This window comes from Synechococcus sp. PCC 6717, assembly GCF_022698185.1.
Taxonomy (GTDB): Bacteria; Cyanobacteriota; Cyanobacteriia; order Thermosynechococcales; family Thermosynechococcaceae; genus Thermosynechococcus; species Thermosynechococcus lividus.
The window spans coordinates 40,988-60,264 of record NZ_JAKLTV010000009.1 but is presented as its reverse complement, the minus strand read 5'-3'; the positions used below and the strand labels follow the sequence as shown (position 1 = coordinate 60,264).

The 19,277-nt window shown below is 54.3% G+C and carries 22 protein-coding genes and 1 pseudogene; 14 read left to right on the top strand and 9 right to left on the bottom strand.

Annotated elements, in window-relative coordinates:
• Positions 1-605: RNA-guided endonuclease InsQ/TnpB family protein (locus L5470_RS06890; protein ID WP_499499023.1), on the bottom strand; the 605-nt coding region annotated here is incomplete at its 3' end.
• A gap of 183 nt (positions 606-788) precedes the next feature.
• On the opposite strand from L5470_RS06890, the gene L5470_RS06885 reads away from it, so the two are divergent.
• Both L5470_RS06885 and L5470_RS06880 read left to right on the top strand, forming a co-directional pair.
• Positions 789-2,042, top strand: a complete 1,254-nt coding sequence (locus L5470_RS06885; protein WP_499499021.1) for an FAD-binding oxidoreductase — start codon at positions 789-791, stop codon at positions 2,040-2,042.
• A gap of 56 nt (positions 2,043-2,098) precedes the next feature.
• Positions 2,099-3,433 carry a (Fe-S)-binding protein gene (locus L5470_RS06880; RefSeq protein WP_499499019.1) on the top strand — a complete coding sequence of 445 codons (1,335 nt, stop codon included), beginning with the start codon at positions 2,099-2,101 and terminating at the stop codon, positions 3,431-3,433.
• On the opposite strand, the gene nadA is transcribed toward L5470_RS06880, so the two are convergent.
• The 4 genes from nadA to efp all read right to left on the bottom strand — a co-directional run bounded on the left by nadA (position 3,419) and on the right by efp (position 7,022).
• Positions 3,419-4,372: a quinolinate synthase NadA gene (gene nadA / locus L5470_RS06875; RefSeq protein WP_499499017.1), complete on the bottom strand. Its 954-nt coding sequence runs from the start codon at positions 4,370-4,372 to the stop codon at positions 3,419-3,421. The two genes, L5470_RS06880 and nadA, sit on opposite strands and share 15 nt — an antisense overlap.
• 61 nt (positions 4,373-4,433) lie before the next feature.
• Complete coding sequence (crtD, locus tag L5470_RS06870) at positions 4,434-5,930, bottom strand: C-3',4' desaturase CrtD (RefSeq protein ID WP_499499016.1); 1,497 nt, start codon at positions 5,928-5,930, stop codon at positions 4,434-4,436.
• 64 nt (positions 5,931-5,994) lie between these two features.
• Entirely contained in the window at positions 5,995-6,453 is a 459-nt protein-coding gene (accB, locus tag L5470_RS06865; RefSeq protein WP_448527107.1) for an acetyl-CoA carboxylase biotin carboxyl carrier protein, read from the bottom strand.
• Positions 6,454-6,464: 11 nt separating this feature from the next.
• Positions 6,465-7,022, bottom strand: coding sequence for an elongation factor P (gene efp, locus L5470_RS06860; protein ID WP_099798861.1), 558 nt, complete (start codon positions 7,020-7,022; stop codon positions 6,465-6,467).
• 8 nt (positions 7,023-7,030) lie between these two features.
• Between efp and L5470_RS06855 the strand changes: the two genes are divergently transcribed.
• From L5470_RS06855 to L5470_RS06830, 6 genes are all read left to right on the top strand, one after another.
• Positions 7,031-7,195, top strand: a complete 165-nt coding sequence (locus tag L5470_RS06855; RefSeq protein ID WP_499499013.1) for a hypothetical protein — start codon at positions 7,031-7,033, stop codon at positions 7,193-7,195.
• 22 nt (positions 7,196-7,217) lie between these two features.
• Positions 7,218-7,460, top strand: a complete 243-nt coding sequence (locus L5470_RS06850; protein WP_099798862.1) for a NifU family protein — start codon at positions 7,218-7,220, stop codon at positions 7,458-7,460.
• 40 nt (positions 7,461-7,500) lie between these two features.
• Positions 7,501-7,977 (top strand): CRR6 family NdhI maturation factor, encoded by a 477-nt coding sequence (locus tag L5470_RS06845; RefSeq protein ID WP_099798863.1) that lies wholly within the window; start codon positions 7,501-7,503, stop codon positions 7,975-7,977.
• A 71-nt stretch (positions 7,978-8,048) separates the two neighbouring features.
• The gene (locus tag L5470_RS06840) at positions 8,049-8,570 is read left to right on the top strand and encodes a photosystem I assembly protein Ycf3 (protein ID WP_099798864.1); all 522 of its coding nucleotides are present in this window, start codon (positions 8,049-8,051) and stop codon (positions 8,568-8,570) included.
• 10 nt (positions 8,571-8,580) lie between these two features.
• Entirely contained in the window at positions 8,581-8,874 is a 294-nt protein-coding gene (gene gatC, locus L5470_RS06835; protein WP_448514760.1) for an Asp-tRNA(Asn)/Glu-tRNA(Gln) amidotransferase subunit GatC, read from the top strand.
• A gap of 8 nt (positions 8,875-8,882) precedes the next feature.
• Entirely contained in the window at positions 8,883-9,344 is a 462-nt protein-coding gene (locus tag L5470_RS06830) for a hypothetical protein (protein WP_099798866.1), read from the top strand.
• On the opposite strand, the gene L5470_RS06825 is transcribed toward L5470_RS06830, so the two are convergent.
• The gene (locus tag L5470_RS06825; RefSeq protein WP_499499009.1) at positions 9,341-10,393 is read right to left on the bottom strand and encodes a tetratricopeptide repeat protein; all 1,053 of its coding nucleotides are present in this window, start codon (positions 10,391-10,393) and stop codon (positions 9,341-9,343) included. The two genes, L5470_RS06830 and L5470_RS06825, sit on opposite strands and share 4 nt — an antisense overlap.
• A 182-nt stretch (positions 10,394-10,575) precedes the next feature.
• Here L5470_RS06825 and L5470_RS06820 point away from each other — a divergent pair, with 182 nt between their 5' ends.
• Positions 10,576-12,567: an elongation factor G gene (locus tag L5470_RS06820; RefSeq protein ID WP_499499007.1), complete on the top strand. Its 1,992-nt coding sequence runs from the start codon at positions 10,576-10,578 to the stop codon at positions 12,565-12,567.
• A gap of 280 nt (positions 12,568-12,847) precedes the next feature.
• Here the strand turns inward: L5470_RS06820 and psbA are convergent, their stop codons facing one another.
• Positions 12,848-13,930 carry a photosystem II q(b) protein gene (gene psbA, locus L5470_RS06815; protein ID WP_499499005.1) on the bottom strand — a complete coding sequence of 361 codons (1,083 nt, stop codon included), beginning with the start codon at positions 13,928-13,930 and terminating at the stop codon, positions 12,848-12,850.
• A 234-nt stretch (positions 13,931-14,164) separates the two neighbouring features.
• Here psbA and L5470_RS06810 point away from each other — a divergent pair, with 234 nt between their 5' ends.
• From L5470_RS06810 to L5470_RS06790, 5 genes and pseudogenes are all read left to right on the top strand, one after another.
• Positions 14,165-15,325: a 5-(carboxyamino)imidazole ribonucleotide synthase gene (locus L5470_RS06810; protein ID WP_499499003.1), complete on the top strand. Its 1,161-nt coding sequence runs from the start codon at positions 14,165-14,167 to the stop codon at positions 15,323-15,325.
• Entirely contained in the window at positions 15,319-16,869 is a 1,551-nt protein-coding gene (locus L5470_RS06805; protein ID WP_499499001.1) for a hypothetical protein, read from the top strand. Before L5470_RS06810 ends, L5470_RS06805 begins: the two co-directional genes overlap by 7 nt.
• Positions 16,869-17,216, top strand: a complete 348-nt coding sequence (locus L5470_RS06800) for a DUF2103 domain-containing protein (protein ID WP_227517294.1) — start codon at positions 16,869-16,871, stop codon at positions 17,214-17,216. The genes L5470_RS06805 and L5470_RS06800 overlap by 1 nt, the downstream gene beginning before the upstream one ends.
• Positions 17,204-17,824 carry an RNA-guided endonuclease InsQ/TnpB family protein gene (locus L5470_RS06795; RefSeq protein ID WP_499498999.1) on the top strand — a complete coding sequence of 207 codons (621 nt, stop codon included), beginning with the start codon at positions 17,204-17,206 and terminating at the stop codon, positions 17,822-17,824. The genes L5470_RS06800 and L5470_RS06795 overlap by 13 nt, the downstream gene beginning before the upstream one ends.
• 15 nt (positions 17,825-17,839) lie before the next feature.
• Positions 17,840-18,208: pseudogene (locus L5470_RS06790) on the top strand (RNA-guided endonuclease InsQ/TnpB family protein); the annotation flags it as partial.
• A gap of 17 nt (positions 18,209-18,225) precedes the next feature.
• Here the strand turns inward: L5470_RS06790 and L5470_RS06785 are convergent.
• Entirely contained in the window at positions 18,226-18,666 is a 441-nt protein-coding gene (locus tag L5470_RS06785; RefSeq protein WP_198405919.1) for a hypothetical protein, read from the bottom strand.
• A gap of 148 nt (positions 18,667-18,814) precedes the next feature.
• The gene (locus L5470_RS06780) at positions 18,815-19,261 is read right to left on the bottom strand and encodes a DUF29 domain-containing protein (protein ID WP_099798871.1); all 447 of its coding nucleotides are present in this window, start codon (positions 19,259-19,261) and stop codon (positions 18,815-18,817) included.
• Positions 19,262-19,277: the final 16 nt, after the last annotated feature.

Sequence of the window (19,277 nt, the reverse complement as noted above, 5' to 3'; positions counted from 1 at the left end):
GATCTCGTTACCCTGTGCAGATGGTCTTGTCTGGCGTTGGCAATCTGTTGGTGGATTCGAGCAAGGTTAAGTCGTGCTTTTTCTCGATTGCGAGACCCCTTTTGCTTGCGACTCAATGCCTTTTGTGCCCGTCGCAGTTGTTTGTCTCGCTGGTCAAGATGCTTGGGATTGGCAACCTTTTCGCCTGTACTCAGGGTGACAAGACTGCTAATCCCTACATCCAAGCCTACAGCGTTGGTGGAAGGTGGCAAGGTCAAATCGCGTGGATCGTCAAACGGCAGGCTGGTGTACCACTGCCCCCCAGGATTCAGGCGAACAGTAACGGTGGATGGCTCAACACCGTCTGGCAATTGCCTAGACCATCGGATAGTCAATGGCTCGGAGCACTTTGCCAGAACCACCTTACCGTCCTTCCACTTAAAGGCAGACCCAGTAAATTCTGCACTACCGCCGTTGCGCTTCTTTTTGAAGTTGGGATATTTCGCCCGACCTGCAAAGAAGTGACTGAAAGCGGATTGCAGATGCCTCAATCCTTGCTGCAAAGGAACGCTGCTGACCTCGTTGAGAAATTGCAGGTCATCCTGCTGTTTCCACGCCGTCAACAAAGCAGAGCTTTGAACATAATCAATTCGCTGTCTTAACATTGTGTCTTAACATTGTATTGTAAAAAATTGTAAATTCTGTGAGACTAGTACCCCTGTACGGCAACTTCGGAGGCGTCGAGCCTCGCTCAGTTGCCGCTCCTGTCCCTCCCTGCCCTAAAACGGTAGGGTTTCTCGGAGGTAGCGATGAAACAGACACTGATAGCACTGCTGGGGGAGGCAGCAATTACAGCGGTGAGCGACCTAGGCGATCGCCATCCCCACTTACGCGGTTACCTCCCGGAAGCAGCCCTCATTGTCACCCCTCCTACCCCTGAGCAAGGGGCAGCGGTAGTGGCCTGCGCCCATCGCGAGGGCTGGCGGATGTTAGCCCTCGGAGCCGGCACGAAACTCAATTGGCTAGGGGGACACCCCAAGGTTGATCTTTTTTTGCGGACAACGGCGTGGCAACAGGTCATTGATCATGCTGCTGCCGACATGACGGTTACCACCCAAGTGGGAATTCGCTTTCAGCACCTTCAGCACCAGTTAGCCAGAGCCGGTCAATGGATTGCGGCGGATCCGCTTTACCAAGACACTGCAACCCTTGGCGGGTGTTTGGCCACCCAAGCTAACGGGACGCTGCGCCACCGCTATGGTTCTTGGCGCGATCAATGTCTTGGGGTGCAGTTTATTCGTAGTGATGGTCAACTGGTGAAAGCGGGCGGGCGGGTGGTTAAAAATGTGGCGGGCTATGACCTGATGAAGTTGCTGGTGGGTAGCTATGGCAGCTTAGGTATTCTCACAGAGGTAACCTTACGGGTCTATCCATTGCCAGATGCGGTTCAGCGGTGGCAGTTACACGGGGATCCTGCCGCATTGGCCACTGGGCTAGACACCCTCTTGGCAAGTTCGCTGACCCCGGTGCGATTTGATCTAGTTTTGGAGCGCAGTGGTCAGCTACTGCTGGATCTAGAATTCCATACCCTGCGGGAGGTTATAGCCAGCGGCACCTTGGGCGATCGCCTCGCTGACATTGCCACTGCCAGCCAACTGAGCCTACACCTACAAGAACCAGCTGGAATTCTTCTCAACCCAACCCCAGAGCAGGTGATCCTCAAGGTAGGCCTGTGCCCTAGGGATGCCCTCAAGGGGCTGATCTATCTCCACCAAGAGGCCAGCCGCTTGCATTGTGAGTGTCGCGCCACGGTGGCGATCGCCCAAGGGATCGGCTATGCCTATCTCCATGGTGATACCGCAGCCTTAGAGCAACTCATTCGCAGTCTGCGCCAGTGGGTGCAGCGGGGCTATGTCACCCTTTTGGCCGCGCCGCTGTCCTTAAAGCAGCAGCTTGACCCTTGGGACTATCGCGGCAATGCCCTTGAATTGATGCGGACTCTTAAGCAACAATTGGATGCAACGGGTGTCTTTGGTGCTGGCGCTTTTGTTGGTGGTCTCTAAGCAACGTTGTATCGACATCCCCCTGTCCGAAGGGCAAGGGTCTTACGGAGGTTTGCATGACAGCCATTGATCCCGTTGCGGGGTTTGACCGCCATTCTCCGCCCGATCCAACCCTTATTGATGCCTGTGTGCACTGTGGGTTTTGCCTCGCAACCTGCCCCAGCTATCGCATCCTTGGCACGGAAGCCGACTCCCCCCGTGGGCGCATCTATCTCATGGATGCCATTAATAACGGTGAAGCCCCCTTGGCAGCGGTGGCCAACCACTTTGACACCTGCTTGGGGTGCCTCGCCTGTGTAACTACATGCCCGTCGGGGGTGCAGTACGACAAGCTGATTAGCGCCACCCGCGCCCAAGTGCAGCGCAATTATCCCCGGGCGCCTGTGGCTCGCCTCTTGCGGCAGTTTATTTTCCAAACCTTGCCCTATCCAAATCGGCTGCGCCCCCTTTTACTGCCCCTATGGCTTTACCAGCGCCTAGGATTAGCGGCACTGGAGCGGCGAGTGGGGGGACTGACGCGCCTGTTACCAAAGCCGTTGGCGGCGATGTATGCCATGCTACCGCCGCTCTCAGCGGCGAGCTTTCGGGATACTTACCCGACGGTAATTCCTGCCCAAGGGAAACGGCGGGGGCGTGTGGGGGTGATTCTGGGCTGTGTGCAGCGACTCTTTTTACCAGAGGTGAACGATGCGACGATCGCCGTTCTGAGTGCCAATGGCTTTGACGTGGTCGTGCCGCCGCAGCAGGGCTGTTGTGGGGCGCTGCCGCACCACCAAGGGGAAGAAGCGCAAGCCCAAGCCCTTGCCCGACGCATGATTGATTGTTTTGCAGCGGCAGCGGTGGATAACGTCCTCATCAATGCCTCGGGGTGTGGACACACCCTCAAGGAGTATCATCACCTGCTGGCTCAGGATCCCGACTATGGCGATCGCGCCCGGCACTTTGTTGCCAAGGTGGACGATGTCCAAGTCTTTTTAGCAACCAAGGGACTGGTGACCCCCCTCCATCCCCTCAGCGATCGCCCCTTGACCTTGGTGTATCAAGATGCCTGCCACATGATCCACGGCCAAAAAATTCGCCTAGAACCGCGCCAACTCCTGCGGCAGATTCCCCAAGTGCAGTTGCGCGAACCCATTGATGCAGCACTGTGCTGTGGCAGTGCCGGGGTCTATAACATTTTTCAGCCTGAGGTGGCCGCAGAACTGGGGCGGCAAAAGGTGCGCAACCTCCTCAACACCCGTCCCGATGTCATTGTCTCTGCCAATGTGGGCTGTAGTGTGCAACTGAAGCGGCACCTGCAGGATCAGGGGAGCCGGGTTCCCGTCTATCACCCCATGCAGTTACTAGAGAGGTCAATTCGTGGCCAACCGCTGCCCCTAGGAGAGGTCTAGCATCCGTTGAATGGGCTGAAGCGCCGCACGGCGAATATCTTCGGGCAGGTCGATCTGGGGTTGGCGATCGCGCATGCACAGATACAGCTTTTCGAGGGTATTTAGCCGCATAAAGGGACACTCATTGCAGTTACAGGTTTGATCGCGAGGCGGAGCAGGGATAAAGGTTTTGTGGGGATGCCGTCGCTGCATTTGGTGCAAAATCCCCGGTTCGGTAACGACGATAAAGGTATCTTGGTCGTGGGTGTTGGTGTACGTCAGGAGCGCCGTGGTCGAGCCAATAAAATCGGCGTGGCGCAGCACCCCCTCTTCGCACTCCGGATGGGCAATAACCTGTGCCGTTGGGTGCTGGGCTTTTAGTTCGAGAATTCGCCGCTCGGAAAACGTTTCATGGACAATACAACTGCCCTCCCACAGCACCATCTGCCGCCCGGTTTGCGCCATCACATAGCGCCCCAAATTGCGATCGGGGGCAAAAATGAGGGGTTGATCCGCTGGCAGTTGCTGGACAATTTTCACCGCATTGGAACTGGTGCAAATAATATCGCTGAGAGCTTTAATCTCGGCTGTGCAGTTAATGTAGGAGATCACCCAATGGTTGGGGTGGCGTGCCTTAAAGGCGGCAAAAGCATCTGGGGGGCAGCTATCGGCCAAGGAGCAGCCAGCAGCCAAATCCGGCAGTAGCACCAACTTCGTGGGGTTGAGAATTTTGGCCGTTTCCGCCATGAAGTGAACCCCAGCAAAGACAATGACATCCGCCGTCGTCTGCGCCGCTTGCCGCGACAGCCCCAAGGAGTCACCAATATAATCAGCGACATCTTGAATCACCGGATCTTGGTAGTAATGCGCCAAAATAACAGCGTTCAGCTCTTGCTTGAGCGCCTGAATGGCTGCAACTAAATCTGTTGGTAGGGGGGGGCGGGCAAGGGTGGCAAACACAGTCGCTCAACGTCCTCTGAATGAAACGGGTGTTTTCTATTATAGTGATTTTTACCAAAATCTAGCGATCGCCCGCGAGTAATTGCTGCACCAACGATCGCGCCCCATAGCTCACCCCTGCTGTGCCCTCCCCCGGATGCACCGAGTCGCCCACCAGCCAAAGGTGAGGAATAGGGGTACGGGTCGCCAGACTAAAAGGGCCAAAGGTGCTCAGGCGCTGACTAATGCCACCGACAATGCCATCTAGGCGGGCGGTGTAGCGCGCAAAGGTGCGGGGGGTGGCCGCTTCGCAGTGGATAATGTGCTCTGGCCGCAGATCAAAGAACTGCCCCAACCGCGCCAGTGCCTGTTGGGTATAGGCTGCTTTTGTGCGCCCATAGTCTAAATCGGGCTGTCGCCAAAAATTTGGCTCCGTAAAACTAGAGGCAATGAGGGTGCGATAGCCCTCAGGGGCGCGGCCATCCGCCGGCTGACTCACCGAGACAAACAGCGAATTATTTTCACCAATGGGGCCGGTGCCATCGTAGAGAAATTGCAAGTGGGGAGGGCAGTTCTCAGGAATGGCGGCGTCTTTCACCCCTAAGTAGAGCACAAACGCACCAGAGGCAGGGGGCAGGGTTTTCAGGCGGTGCAGATAGCCCCTAGGAATTGCCTTCCCAAGTAGCTGGGGCAAATTTTGGGCCGGGACGTTGGCAATAACATGATCCGCGTCAACCCGAGTGGTGGTTTTGGTTTTTAAGTTCTGTACCTCTACCCCCACAGCACGGCCGTGATCAACCAGAATTTGCGTGACCCAATGGCGGGTGTGAATTTGGCCGCCATCGCGCCGGATAGCTGTGGCCAGCCGATCACTGAGGACTTGCATACTGCCGTGCAGATGATAAAGCCCATGGGGTGCCTGAGACAAACACAGAGCTGTAGCCGCATACAGGAGTGCGGTTTCTGAGGCATCGACTTGGGAGTAGAGCTTAAGTTGCAGATCTAAAAACTGCCGCAGGCGGCGATCGCCCCCTAAGCCCCACAAATTCAGCCAATCCGTCACCGTCATCAGGCTCAGCGGCAGTGTCAGCACGGTATCGGGGCGCAGCGCTTGGATCAACTGCCAGAGATCAAAGGGGGTGCGCGGTGGCAAAATGGGCTGGCGCTGTTGAAACCGCCAACTAATGGCAAAGAGCTGTTCTAAGCTTTGCCAAAAGCCTGCACTGCCCGGAAAGTGTTGTTGTCGTTCCTGTTGCCAGCGCTGGCGATCGCGCCAGACCTGAATGGGCGTTGTCTCGTTCGGCAAGTAAACCGCACAGGCTGGATCGCAGGGGGTTGCAGTGGGTAGGGAGACCTCCAGTTCAGAGAAAATTTGCTCGTGAATTCCCCCTGGTTCCAAGCCAGCGACTTGGGTGGCACCGACATCAAAGGTAAAGCCACGCCGCCAAAATGTTGACGCACATCCTCCCAGTTGCTGCGCTTGCTCAAAAACGGTTACCCCGTAGCCGTGCCGCGCTAACAAGGCTGCCGCCGTTAAGCCACCGATACCAGCCCCGACAACCACAACTTGACGGGTCATGCCTCATCCTCAAAAACCCTACCTAGTTCCTAGGATGGCACTTTTTTAAGTTTTGTAACAAGTCTTAGTTAGGCAAGATGCGCATTAAGGGTTGGCCGTATTCAATGGGGGCGGCGTTCTGCACCAGAATCTCAACTACTTGGCCGTTGACTTCTGACTCAATCTCGTTCATTAGCTTCATCGCTTCGATAATACAGACCACCTGTCCTTTGGTGACCCTATCGCCCACTTCCACAAAGGGCGGCTCATCGGGGGCCGGAGCGCGGTAAAACGTACCCACCATGGGGGCAGCAATATCCACGGTTTTGCGGTTGGCTGGGGGTGGGGTAGGGTCTGAGTCTGGCGCTAGGACTGGCGGGGCAGGGGGTGAGGCTGCTGTAACCACTGGCGGGCTAGAGCTACTGAGGTGCTCACCCTTGCGCAGTTGCAGTTCCAGTTCACCGCTTTTGAGGTTGAGTTCGGTGACACTGGTTTGATCAAACATCAACAACAGTTCGCGTACTTGGTTGAGATCAAGCTCCACACCCGTTACTCCTATTCGCGGCCAAGGTAAGAATCGGTGCGGGTATCAATGCGAATCCGCTCACCCACTGAGATAAATAACGGCACCATGACTTGGGCGCCGGTCTCGACGATGGCTGGCTTTGTGCCGCCGGTGGCGGTATCCCCTTTGACCCCAGGATCGGTCTGCGTGACTTCTAAGACGACGGAGTTGGGCAACTCAACCTCAAGGACTTGCTCGCCCCATTTGATAATATTCACTTCCATGCCTTCTTTGAGGTACTTGGCGCGATCGCCCATCTGACTCGGCGACAGCCGTGCCTCTTCGTAGCTTTCCATATCCATAAAGACGAAATCTTCGCCATCTTTATAGGTATGTTGCATGGTGCGTTTTTCTAGGGTGGCTTGGGGAACCGTTTCCCCAGCACGAAAGGTGCGCTCAATTACATTCCCCGTCTGCACGTTTTTTAATTTGGTGCGCACAAAGGCCGAGCCTTTACCGGGCTTGACGTGTAAAAACTCAACAACCCGCCAGACGGAACCATCTAGCTCAATACTCACACCCGGGCGAAAATCATTACTGGAAATCATGTCCTACCGTGCAGTTCACCAAGCTACCATTGTACCGTTGTGAGGTTCCGATTCCGGCGATCGCCCCTAGGATTTCCCTAGACTTGGATCCATTAGCACCCCAAGAAATTGTTACGTTTGGCTTACCACCGTGTAGTGATAGAATTACCCTAGATGTAATGTACTTCGGCTAACGACAGGCTAAGGACAGTAACTATGGCAGCAACCCTTGAACTGTGCAATGAAAATGTTGAAAAAGTTCTTGATGAACTGCGCCCTTACCTGATGGCGGACGGCGGCAATGTTGAGCTTGTCGAAATTGAAGGTCCAGTGGTGCGGCTGCGGTTGCAGGGAGCCTGTGGGTCGTGCCCCAGTTCAACGATGACCCTGCGTATGGGGATTGAACGCAAGTTAAAAGAGTCGATTCCCGAAATTGCTGAAGTGCAGCAAGTGCTATAGGGTGCTTGTAAATTGGTAAAAATGCGAGGGGAGCGTTCCTGTGGCGATCGCCATTGCGCTTAAGCCAGACACGATTGATCGCCTTGATCTGACGCCCCTCAGTGCTGCCTTGGAGCCACTGATGGCCGCAGGTACCCTGCTTGAGCACCATCAGTCCCTAAGCTTTACCATTGAGTATCCTCGCCCTGACGAGGACCCCGATTTAGAGTTATCAGAGCTTGCCCCGGTGCGTCTCTGGTTTATTCGTGCCGATGTTTGCTATCCGTGGCTGCCCTACCTGCTCAACTGGTCAGAGGGGGAACTGGTTCGCTATGCCGCTATGCTGATTCCCCACGAGTTTCATCCGCAGCAGGGCATTGTGTTTAACCCCCAAGCCCTTGATATTTTTGTTATGGCCAAGGTCTTTACCCTGTGGCAATGGTTGCAAGCCCACGGCTACGCCGCCCCCGAAAAGGTGAAGGCCATGGCCGCTATCTTTGGCTACGACCTAGATAGCGATCTGTTTGCCCTGCTGTAACCTAGCGAGGCGAGTTGCTGCGGGTCGTAGTTCCTTTGATACACTAAGCAAAAGACTACTCCCTACGTACTATGCCGCGATCGCAACGGAACGATAACTTCATTGACAAAACCTTTACGGTCATGGCCGATCTCATTCTCAAGGTTTTGCCCACCAGCTCCCAAGCCAAAACCGCCTTTGCCTACTATCGCGACGGGATGTCAGCGCAGGCGGATGGTGAGTACGCCGAGGCACTGGAAAATTATGAAGCAGCTCTTGAACTGGAAGAAGACCCCAACGATCGCAGTTATATCCTGTACAACATTGGCCTGATCCACGCCAGTAACGGTGAGCACGAGAAGGCATTGGCCTACTATCACCAAGCCCTTGATCTAAATCCGCGGATGCCCCAAGCCCTCAATAACGTGGCGGTTATCTATCACTATCTCGGGACACTGGCTGAGGAGCAACAGAACTCCGAGGAGGCAGAGCAGTTATTTGATCGGGCAGCGGACTACTGGAAACGGGCGATTCAGCTTGCCCCTAATAACTACATTGAGGCACAGAACTGGCTGAAAACCACCGGGCGATCCAGCATGGATGTGTATTTCTAGGTAGCAACCCATGGGAACTAAAGTGATTACCGCAGAGGATGTGCGCAAGGTGGCTCACTTAGCGCGCTTAGCCATTGAGGAAAGCGAAATTGCCGCCCTCACGGCTCAGCTAGATAGCATTCTTGACTACGTGAACCAGCTTAGTGAACTGGAGGTTAGCACTGTGGCACCCACCACCCGTGCCATTGAAGTGAGTAATGTAACCCGTCCCGACACCTTGACCACCGACGCAAACCGCGAAGACCTGCTGGCGATCGCCCCTGATCGCGAAGATGACTTTTTCCGTGTGCCCAAAATTATTTAACCCTGTTTGTGCGCCGTCAACCCCTGCAACTGGATCTGTTTCCCTTTCTGTCGATTTTGGCCTGTACGATTGGCACCCTGATCCTACTGGTGGTGGTCATTAGCGTCAGCAGCCTCACCCGCGAGCGCACTACCGTCCAAATTTTGGCGCGGGAAACAGCCCAAAATGATGGTCGCGCCCCCCGCTATTTAGAATGCCGCCGCGATGGGGTCGTCATCCATCCCCAACGGCAACTGGTTCTCCAATCGCAGTTAGCCAGCAACACGTCATTGCTGGCGATTTACCTTGCCAACCTGCGCAACCGGGGCGATCGCGAATACGTGATCATTGCCGTGCGTCCCGATGGCTTCCCCTGCTTTGAGCAGGTACGCGAACAGGTTGAGCGTGCTGGTCTGGCCATTGGCTATGAACCCTTTAATGCTGAGTGGGAGTTGTGCGTCCCCGCCCCGGGGCGCTCTAACTGCCCTTAGTTACGTTGGTGCATTGCCTCTTTGACCTTGGTCTCCCCCTGAGGATTGTTTTGTTCTCGGTAGAGTTTTAGTGCCGTTTGGTAGGCACTACGCGCCTCTGAGCGACGACCTTGCACTGCCAAGGCGCGTCCGAGCTTATAGAACCCTTCAGGGTTGGTGGGGCTAATGCGGGTAATTTGGCGGTAGGTGGCAGCCGCCTCCAGAGGGTTATTTTGCTGCATCAGCAGATCTCCTAACTGGATATAGGTGAGAAGGCGCTCTGGATTCAGGGAAATCATCCGGCGATAGGCTTGTACAGCGCGCTGGGGTTCATTCGCCGCTGCGGCTAGCTCAGCAATTTGCTCTAGTAGGTCTAGATCTCGCTGACCCATTGCCATCGCTTGGTCAATGGCCTGCCAACCGCTGGCTGGGTCTCCAGCCGCCAACAGTGCCATCCCCAAATTCAGTTGCACCGAGGCATTATTGGGGGCTAAACGTGCAGCTTGCCGGAGCGTGGTAAGAGCCTCCGCCACGTTGCGCTGCTGGAGCAAGAGCACGCCTAATCCCTTATGGGCAGACCAACTGCGTGGCTCTAAGCTAATCACAGAGCGGTAGGCTTGGATCGCCCCTTGGGGGTCGCCAATGCGTGCCAAAATCACCGCCAGCCCTTCGTAGGCTTGAGCATTGCGATTATTGAGGCGAATGGCTTGGCGATAGGCGGCAGCAGCTCCATGGTTTTCCCCCATCATCCCTAGGCTGTAGCCCAAGGCATAGTAAAAGTCTGGGTTTTGGCGATCGAGTTCAATGGCTTGCTGGTAAGCACGGGCAGCCTCCGCAAATTGCCCCCGCTGGGCATAAATAAACCCAAGGGCAGAATGAACACGAGGATTGCGACTATCGCTTTGCAGGAGTTGCTGATAGACCGCAAGGGCTTGATCGTAGCTGCCCGCCTCCACCAAACGACGACCTTCCTGCATGAGCACGGCCAATTGACTATTAGCAACCGCAGGGGTGGCAACCCCTAAGGTCACAGCGATCGCCCCTAGGCAGCACATCTGTCGTAAGTTCATCGTGAGTGAGTCCTCCTCGCAACAATTAACCGACGCTTAATGGTTGTTTACGCATCCCTTAAGAGATGCTGCAAATTCCGCCCGTGGCGATCGCCACAGCGTGAGAATTTATATAAACAAGAAACTAAGGGTCTATTCTGGACAATTTTGACCCGAATGGCAAATCAAAAGGCAGGTGTCCGATGGCAAGACAATGCAACATTGCCCTGATAGGCAGCTACAACAGCGGTAAGACAACCCTTCTCGACAGTATTTTACGCCTCACCCAAACCATCAATGGCAAGGCCAGCAGCCTCCTCGATAGCAGCCCTGAAGCCCGCGATCGCCACATGGGCACAGAAATCAACGTGGCCTATGCCCACTGGGGGGAGCTAGAGATGACTTTGCTAGACTGCCCCGGCTCAGTAGAGTTGCTCCAAGAAACCCTCAATGCCCTTATCGGAGTTGATATGGCCATTGTGGTGTGCGAACCCCTCAGCGATCGCGCCTTTACCCTCACCCCCCTATTTAAATGTCTTGACGACTGGCAGATCCCTCATATTCTCTTTGTGAATAAGATGGAGCGCTCTCACGATTCCTTTATGGACATTCTGGCTGCCTATCGTCAGGTCTCCACGCGGCCACTGGTGCCCCACCAATACCCCATCTGGAACGGTGATGATTTGCTAGGCTACATCGACCTTGTCAGTGAAGACGCCTACCACTACCACGCGGGTGCTGCCGCCGATCTAGTGCCCTTCCCCAATGCCCTGCGAACTGTGGAGCAAGCAGCGCGGGCTGAACTCCTTGAAGCCCTAGCCAACTACGATGATCACCTACTAGAAGAGCTACTGGAGGACATTGCCCCACCCACGAGCGAAATTATGGCGGATTTGCGCTGGGAGCTAGGAGCCGACCTCATTGTCCCCGTCTTCTTTGGCAGCGCCCAAACAGATTACGGCGTGCGCCCCCTCCTAGCCGCCCTAGAGCGGGAAGCACCCGCCGCGCAGGAGACGGCGGCTCGTCGTCAGCTCGCTGGGGATGCCCCCTTGGCACAGGTCTTGAAAACCTTTTATTTACCCCAAGGGGGCGGCAAGCTCTCCTTGGTACGCGTGTGGCAGGGCACCCTCACCGATGGCATGAGCCTTAACGGTGTGCGTATTGGCGGGATGTATCGCGCCCTTGGGCACCAACTACAATCCCAAAATCAAGCCACCGCTGGCGACATTGTCCTCTTGGCACGCCTAGAGGGAATTGCCACCGGTGACACCCTTAGTCTGGATGGTCAAGCAGCGGCTCTCCCGCGCGCCGAACAGCTTGAGCCGGTCTATGCCCTAGCCATTACCCCCACCAAACGCAGTGATGAAGTCAAGCTAACCACGGCGCTGCAAAAGCTCCTAGAAGAAGATCCGGCTCTACGCTGGGAACACCACGGCGACACCCACGAAATTATCCTTTGGGGACAAGGGGAAATTCACCTGCACATCGCCCTCGATCGCCTGCGGCGGAAGTACAACCTGCCCATGCAAACCCATCTGCCGCGCGTGCCCTACAAAGAAACCATCCGGCGTAGCACCCACAACAGCCATGGGCGCTATAAGCATCAGACCGGCGGCCATGGTCAATTTGGGGATGTCTATCTAGACATTGCCCCCCTCAGTCGCGGCAGCGGTTTTCAGTTTGCTGAAACCATTGTGGGGGGTGTGGTGCCCAAGCAATATATTCCTGGGGTTGAGCAGGGAGTGCGGGAATTTCTCAACCATGGCCCGTTGGGCTTTCCGATGGTGGACTTGGCGGTGACCCTCACCAATGGCTCCTATCATTCTGTGGATAGCTCCGAGCAAGCGTTCCGCCAAGCAGCCCGCCTCGCCATGCAAGCGGGTATTCCTCAGTGCGAGCCGCAACTGCTAGAGCCAATTATGAGGGTGCACGTGTGGGTGCCCAAAGCCTTTACTGCTAAAGTCATGCAAGCCCTCACGGGTCGCCGGGGGCAAGTGCTGGGTTACGACCAAAAGGCAGACTGGCCGGGGTGGGAGCAAATTGAGGCTTACCTGCCACAGTCAGAAATGCATGACTTCGTTGTGGAGCTGCGCTCAATCACCATGGGGGCTGGGGGTTTTCACTGGGAGTTTGACCATTTGCAAGAAGTACCCGAAAAACTAGCGGCAGCCATTCTTGCCGCCCACAGTAGCTAGAGTATCCGCCAGTGACATCCTCCCAACGCTGCTGATCCACGGGTACAGCGCAGGCTTCCTTCGCCCCGCCAAAGGCGTATGGATATTCCTGCCCCACGCCACTGCATGCGCCAAAGCAACGTGGCGAGGGAAGGGTCGCCAACCATCCCTTTGAGAATACCAGCGGCGCTTGAAGCCATAAAAACCGCAGTAGCAGGCAGAGAACAGATACGGAAAACCGCCCCTCCAACGAGAGACGGTTAGAAATAGAGATTGAGTAATCTTCTAGGCTCTTGAGCAATTAGCCGTTGATGCTCGGGGCAATCATGGCCACAGGGGCAGACTCAGCACTGGCTAAGTCAAGCGGGAAGTTATGCGCATTGCGCTCGTGCATCACTTCCATCCCCAAGTTGGCACGGTTGATGATGTCGGCCCAAGTGTTGATCACATTCCCTTTGGAATCAATCACCGAGTGGTTGAAGTTGAAACCGTTCAGGTTGAAGGCCATGGTGCTGATCCCCAAAGCGGCGAACCAAATCCCCACCACTGGCCAAGCGGCTAAGACGAAGTGCAGCGCCCGACTGTTGTTGAAGCTGGCGTATTGGAAGATCAAACGACCAAAGTAACCGTGGGCAGCCACGATGTTGTAGGTCTCTTCTTCTTGGCCAAATTTGTAACCGTAGTTTTGCGACTCGGTTTCGGTGGTTTCACGAATCAAGCTGGAGGTCACCAAGGACCCGTGCATGGCGGAGAACAGAGCGCCACCAAAGACACCGGCCACACCCAACTGGTGGAAGGGGTGCATCAGGATGTTGTGCTCAGCTTGGAACACCAACATGAAGTTGAAGGTACCGGAGATACCGAGGGGCATACCATCGGAGAAGCTGCCTTGACCAATGGGGTAGATCAAGAACACGGCAAAGGCCGACGCCAAGGGAGCAGAGTAGGCAACGCAAATCCAAGGACGCATCCCCAGACGGTAGCTGAGTTCCCACTGCCGACCCATGTAGCAGGAGGCACCCAGCAAGAAGTGGAAGATGATCAACTGGTAAGGACCACCGTTGTAAAGCCACTCATCGAGAGAGGCGGCTTCCCAGATGGGGTAGAAGTGCAAGCCAATGGCGTTGCTGGAGGGCACCACAGCACCCGTGATGATGTTGTTGCCGTAGATAAGCGACCCGGACACAGGTTCACGGATGCCATCGATGTCCACCGGAGGAGCAGCAATGAAGGCAATCACAAAGCAAATGGTTGCGGCTAGCAGCGTTGGGATCATGATCACCCCAAACCAGCCCACATAGAGCCGGTTATCGGTGCTGGTGACCCAATTACAAAACCGCTCCCACAGATTTGCGCCTTCGCGGCGCTGGAGAGTCGTAGTCATAGTCGTAATGAATCTAATGTATATAGATGACAAAACCCTTAACAATTGAAATAAAATGCAAGGGCTTAAGCATTAATCTATAGTTTTTGACTAGGAAGAGGGAGTGATCTAAATTCTTGTTTTCAAAACTAAATAATTGGTAAACTGTATTTATTTTTCTTTACTAATTTATTTGAGGGCGATCGCCCCAGCTTCGAAATTACGACAATAGTGAGGTTGTACATTACATATTGCATGGTGAACTCAGGACAATCCCCTATTCCAAGCATTGGTGTCATTGGTGGTGGCCAGTTGGCATGGATGTTGGGGTTAGCGGCCAAGGAGATGGGGATCAGCCTTTGGGTGCAAACCCCCGACCCTAAGGATCCAGCCGTAGCGGTTGCGGCGGGGGTAATTTACGGTGCGGTCAGTGATGTGATGGCCACCCAGCGGTTGGCTGCCCACACAGAGGTCATCACTTTTGAAAACGAATTTGTCGATCTGGGCGCGCTACACGCCCTTGCAACGCAAGGAGTCTGTTTTTATCCGACCTTGTCTTCCTTGGCACCCCTGCTAGATAAGTATCAGCAACGACGCTTTCTGCAAGAGTTGGGGATTCCGATCCCGGCCTTCACCTACTTAGAAGAGTGGCCAACCGTGCTACCCTGCGTGATTAAGGCCTGCCGCCATGGGTACGATGGTCAGGGCACGTTTTTAATCCGCACGGAGGCGGCGTGGCAAGAGTTTCGGCAGCGATGGCCAGAGATCCCAGCGCAGCACTTTCTTGCAGAGGCGTTTGTTCCCTATACCCATGAGCTGGCGATTATGGCGGCGCGATCGCCCCGGGGGGAGATTGCCCTCTATCCAGTGGTAGAAACCCAGCAGGTCAACGCAATTTGTCGGCGCGTGATTGCCCCAGCCGCGGTTACGCCAGCCATTGTCCAGCAGGTGGAGCGCATGGCAACGGAGATTTTGAATGCCCTAGAGGCAGTCGGGATCTTTGGCATAGAGTTCTTTTTAAGCGCCACCGGGCAGGTGCTCGTGAATGAAATTGCCCCCCGCACCCATAATTCGGGTCACTATACGATTGATGCCTGTGCCACCAGCCAGTTTGCCCAACATCTGCGGGCAGTGAGTGGGCAGCCCCTTGGCAGCACGGCGATGCATACTCCGGCAGCAGTCATGGTGAATTTGCTGGGGTTAGCAGCGGCGGAGGTAGATTACACTGCTAAATGTATGGCTCTAGCGGCTCTTCCCCACGCACATTTGCACTGGTACAGCAAGAAAGAGGCCTACGCGGGGCGTAAGCTGGGGCACCTGACTGTGTTGCTCGATACCCCTGAGGCAGCAGCAGCCATGATTCAGCAAATCGAAGCAATCTGGTATGGTGCTAGTGTGTCTGCCTCGCTGTGCTAATGCGTCCCTCGCGTCTGCCCTTCCCGCAACCGCTAGATAAAGCTGCCCTAGGAGTCATGTTGGTGGCGGCGCTATTCACGCTGCTTCTGCTTTGGGGGGGAGATCGCACCCATGCCCAAGTGCGCTACTTTACTTGGCAAAACCGCGATATTGGTGCTGACGATCGTGCCTTTATCTTGGCGTTTAATCGTCTCATGGATTGGTCGTCGGTGACGCAACACTTAAGGATTGAACCGCCCCTCGCAGGTAAAGCTAGTTGGTCAGGGCGGCGCTTTGCCTACACGCTGACCCAGCCTATTCCCTACGGCCAAACCTTTCAGCTCTCCCTTGATGAAGCGGTTTCAGTTCCCCAAGGTAAACCCATGCAAGCCTTTCAGGGCCAGTTCCGCAGTCGCGATCGCGTCCTTGTATATCTTGGCTCAGGGGTGGAGGAAGGACGACTCATTCTCTATAACCTGACCCTGCAACAAAAAACCTTTTTGAGCCCCCCTAATTTACGGGTGTTTGATTTTCAGCCCTATCCCGCTGGCGATCGCATTCTCTTTAGTGCTAGTGAGCGGGGCGAACAAATGAGCTTTGACCCCCAACTTTATACGGTTACCACGGGTCTGCATTTCAATGCCCCAGACCGTCCGCGCCGTCAACCGCGCCCTATTGGCGAGCTCTCCTTAATTCTCGACAATAGCGACTACCAAAATCTACGCTTTCAGTTGGCAAACGACGGCAGCAAAATTATTGTGCAGCGGGTTAATCGTCTGCAACCAATGGAGAGTTCCCTGTGGCTGCTGGATCGCAACTTTCAGCCCCGCCGTCTAAACCAAGCGGCGGCGGGAGATTTCCGCATTGCCCCTGATAACCAGCATCTTATTATTGCCCAAGGTCAGGGGTTGGCGATCGTGCCGTTGGTGCCTGAGAGTAAGGAAACCGCCTTTGACTTTCTCCCGCAGTACGGCATGGTTCTCGATTTTAGCCGCGATGGTCGCAAGGTTGCGGTGGTGAAGTTTAATCCGAATTTCTCGCGATCGCTATACGTGGTGAACATTTTTGGTACCCATGAAGAGTTGTTGACCGTGAATGGCTCCATCCTTGCAGCGCAGTTTGACCCTAGAGCAGAGCACCTTTATGTGATTCTGACGCGGATTGAAGGGGACGAAACATACCGTGAGGTACCCTATTTAGGACTCTTTGACCTGAAAACTAAGCAGTTATACAAGCTCAAGGACTTTGCTCCACAGCAGGACTTATACCTGAGCTTGTCTCCCGATGGGCGCACCTTGGCCGTGGACTATGCCGAGGGTCACTCAACTCCCGATACCATTGACAATAGCGATCTGTATGGGGATACTGCCCCCCTAGAGGGTTCCCCCGATCTCCTAGGGGAGCTACCCACCCCTGATACTGGCGAGGCACCCCCACGCTCTGAGCAACCCCAGCCCCAACAGCACCAAATTTGGCTTTTCCCCCTAGAATTAAATCAGGATAAGATTACAGTTGGGATGCCAGAACCGTTGGCACCCGGTCTGCAAGCACGGTGGTTACCCTAATGGCAGCGGCAACTGGTCGAGTTGTTCTGAATCACTCTACCCATATTGAGGGGCTGATTCCCGTCCTAGAAAAGTTGGCCAAGGTAGCGGGCATTACCACCCTCACTCCGGGGGTGATTGCCCCGGTCAAAGGCAAGTCTCCCCACCTGCACCTGCGAGTGTCAGTGCCCATTAAGGGAGGCTTCAAGGTCATTGCACGCCGTGGCAAAACGGTGCAAGAGGTCTTTGTTGTTACCCACCTGAGCGAGGCGGAACTAAAAGGCGCGATCGCCACTGTTTTAACGACATGTAGCAAGAAGTCCCCGATGCTACAGCAGGCGAATCGTGGGATGAATTGCGACCAATAACAACAACCAACGAACAGAGATTAGCCTTAGCCAAAAGCTCTGGCTGCTGTCGCTGGTACTGGAATTATTCGCTCAACTTGTGCCAAGAAACCTACCAATCAACTGGGAAAGGGTTATCACGCTCAGCTATTCAGGGAGTACTCCCTAGCCTAAAGAAGCAGCACCCTTGGCTGAAGGAAGCTTACTCGCAGTGCTTGCAAGTTGTGGCTCTAAATTTATCCACGGCTTACAAGAACTTTTTTGAGGGAAGAGCTAAGCTACCAAGATTCAAATCCAAAAAAGGTCGTCAATCGATGACCTACCCTCAAAACGTCAAAGTAGAAGGGGATTACGTTAAACTCCCTGGAAACGTTGGGACGTTGTACTGCTGTCAACATCGAGAGTTTGAGGGAAAAATCAAATCGGCTACGGTTTCGCTCAATCCAGATGGGAAGTACTATGTGTCCCTCCTCGTTGAGGATGGCCGAGAGCAACCTCCTCCTAGTCCTGAGGGGAAAGCAATAGGCATAGATTTAGGGCTGACTCACTTCGCAATTACGAGTGACGGCTCAAAGTTTGATCATCCTCGACACTTAGCCAAACATGCTCGTAACCTAAAGCGCAAATAGAAGAAGCTTTCTCGCAAAAAGCAGGGAAGCAACAATCGCGATAAAGCTCGACAGCGAGTCGCTCGCGTTCACAGTAAAATAGCTCGCTGTCGTGAAGATTTTCTACACAAGCTATCCCGCAAGATAGTCAACGACAACCAAGTGATTGCTGTAGAGAATCTTTATGTGAAGGGGATGGTGCGAAATCCCAACCTCGCTAAAGCGATTAGTGACGGTGGTTGGGGGATGTTTTGCACCATGCTCAAGTACAATGAAGCCTTGCGGATATTGGAGTTAGGAACTCGCTCTACTGCCTTTGGGAGGGAACGTAAGTCATCTGGTAAAACGTCGGTTTTGTTAGATGCTGTCCCCGTTGAACAAGGAAGCCGCTTATCTAGCCCGTAGCGATGAGGAGCGGTAGTTCACCTTAACTCACGGTAAGCTTGGAGAGCCGCTTGTTTAGTGTCTTCGGGCACTAGGGGAAAAGTGCTGAGAATATGGACAAATTCGGTTTCGGTGAGACCATACAAATGGGCAATGATGCCATCCAGTTCCGCCCGCAATTTTGCCCGTTCAGCTTCGTCGGTAACGCCACGCCCCTCGTTAGCCCTCACCCTACATTCCTCTCCCAAAGAGGGAGAGAGTGGATGGTCTTGTCCCCCTTCTCCAGCTCCAGAACGGGAGAGGGGAGCAAGAGTACTGTCCGGTTCCCCTTCTCCCCCCTTGAGAGAAGGGGTTAGGGGATGAGGGAAAACCGCCGCCCACAAATCCTCAAACTCCGGCGTAGTGCAAATCAGCTTCGCCGCCCGCTCCACAATTTCAGCAAACCATTTATCCCCTTCTTGAAGCCGAGGAACAGGCATTGAGTAAACATAAAACATATTGCAATGAGCTGTTACTTTCTGACGAATCATAAAGTCAAATAAAAAACTATTTAAGATAGAAGCTGCTACCAATAATTCCGGCTCTATCGTCCGAGTTATGCTTAATCAATAGCTAAATGCCAGCAAATTAAGCAGGGGTCAAATCAGTGGGAAAGTTAGGGTCAAAGAGTTGTTCGGGTGTATAGGGACAACTTTGGGGTAAATCCTCATAGTCTAAAGGGGTTTCACCCACAACTAAATCCTTACCAGATTCATAAGCATCGGCAATTATCTCTGTCAGATAGGGTTTGAGGCTAGGGTTTTGACCGATTAGTTTTTGTGCTGCTCGCCGTTGCTCGCGAATTGTGGCTCGCCAACTTTTACTACGCTGTTCCGGTTGGTAGTGCCACTTCAACAGGTGCCCAATTAAAATTCCTAAGCGACTTTCCAGTTCTCGACGTTCCTGCTTTCCCAATGACTCAATTTCCTCCACCAAATTTGGGATGTCCAGATGCTTGAAATCGCCTTCCTTAAGCAACTTTGACTGCTCCAGTGTCCAGGCATAGAAATCCGTTTCGTAGAGATTGGATGGCATATATTCAAGTCCTAAC

Coding starts and splice junctions, on each gene's coding strand:
- L5470_RS06885 (WP_499499021.1), top strand. CDS start 789: ATGAAACAGACACTGATAGCACTGCTGGGGGAGGCAGCAATTACAGCG.
- L5470_RS06880 (WP_499499019.1), top strand. CDS start 2,099: ATGACAGCCATTGATCCCGTTGCGGGGTTTGACCGCCATTCTCCGCCC.
- crtD (WP_499499016.1), bottom strand. CDS start 5,930: ATGACCCGTCAAGTTGTGGTTGTCGGGGCTGGTATCGGTGGCTTAACG.
- efp (WP_099798861.1), bottom strand. CDS start 7,022: ATGATTTCCAGTAATGATTTTCGCCCGGGTGTGAGTATTGAGCTAGAT.
- L5470_RS06850 (WP_099798862.1), top strand. CDS start 7,218: ATGGCAGCAACCCTTGAACTGTGCAATGAAAATGTTGAAAAAGTTCTT.
- L5470_RS06840 (WP_099798864.1), top strand. CDS start 8,049: ATGCCGCGATCGCAACGGAACGATAACTTCATTGACAAAACCTTTACG.
- gatC (WP_448514760.1), top strand. CDS start 8,581: ATGGGAACTAAAGTGATTACCGCAGAGGATGTGCGCAAGGTGGCTCAC.
- L5470_RS06825 (WP_499499009.1), bottom strand. CDS start 10,393: ATGAACTTACGACAGATGTGCTGCCTAGGGGCGATCGCTGTGACCTTA.
- L5470_RS06820 (WP_499499007.1), top strand. CDS start 10,576: ATGGCAAGACAATGCAACATTGCCCTGATAGGCAGCTACAACAGCGGT.
- psbA (WP_499499005.1), bottom strand. CDS start 13,930: ATGACTACGACTCTCCAGCGCCGCGAAGGCGCAAATCTGTGGGAGCGG.
- L5470_RS06810 (WP_499499003.1), top strand. CDS start 14,165: ATGGTGAACTCAGGACAATCCCCTATTCCAAGCATTGGTGTCATTGGT.
- L5470_RS06800 (WP_227517294.1), top strand. CDS start 16,869: ATGGCAGCGGCAACTGGTCGAGTTGTTCTGAATCACTCTACCCATATT.
- L5470_RS06785 (WP_198405919.1), bottom strand. CDS start 18,666: ATGCCTGTTCCTCGGCTTCAAGAAGGGGATAAATGGTTTGCTGAAATT.
- L5470_RS06780 (WP_099798871.1), bottom strand. CDS start 19,261: ATGCCATCCAATCTCTACGAAACGGATTTCTATGCCTGGACACTGGAG.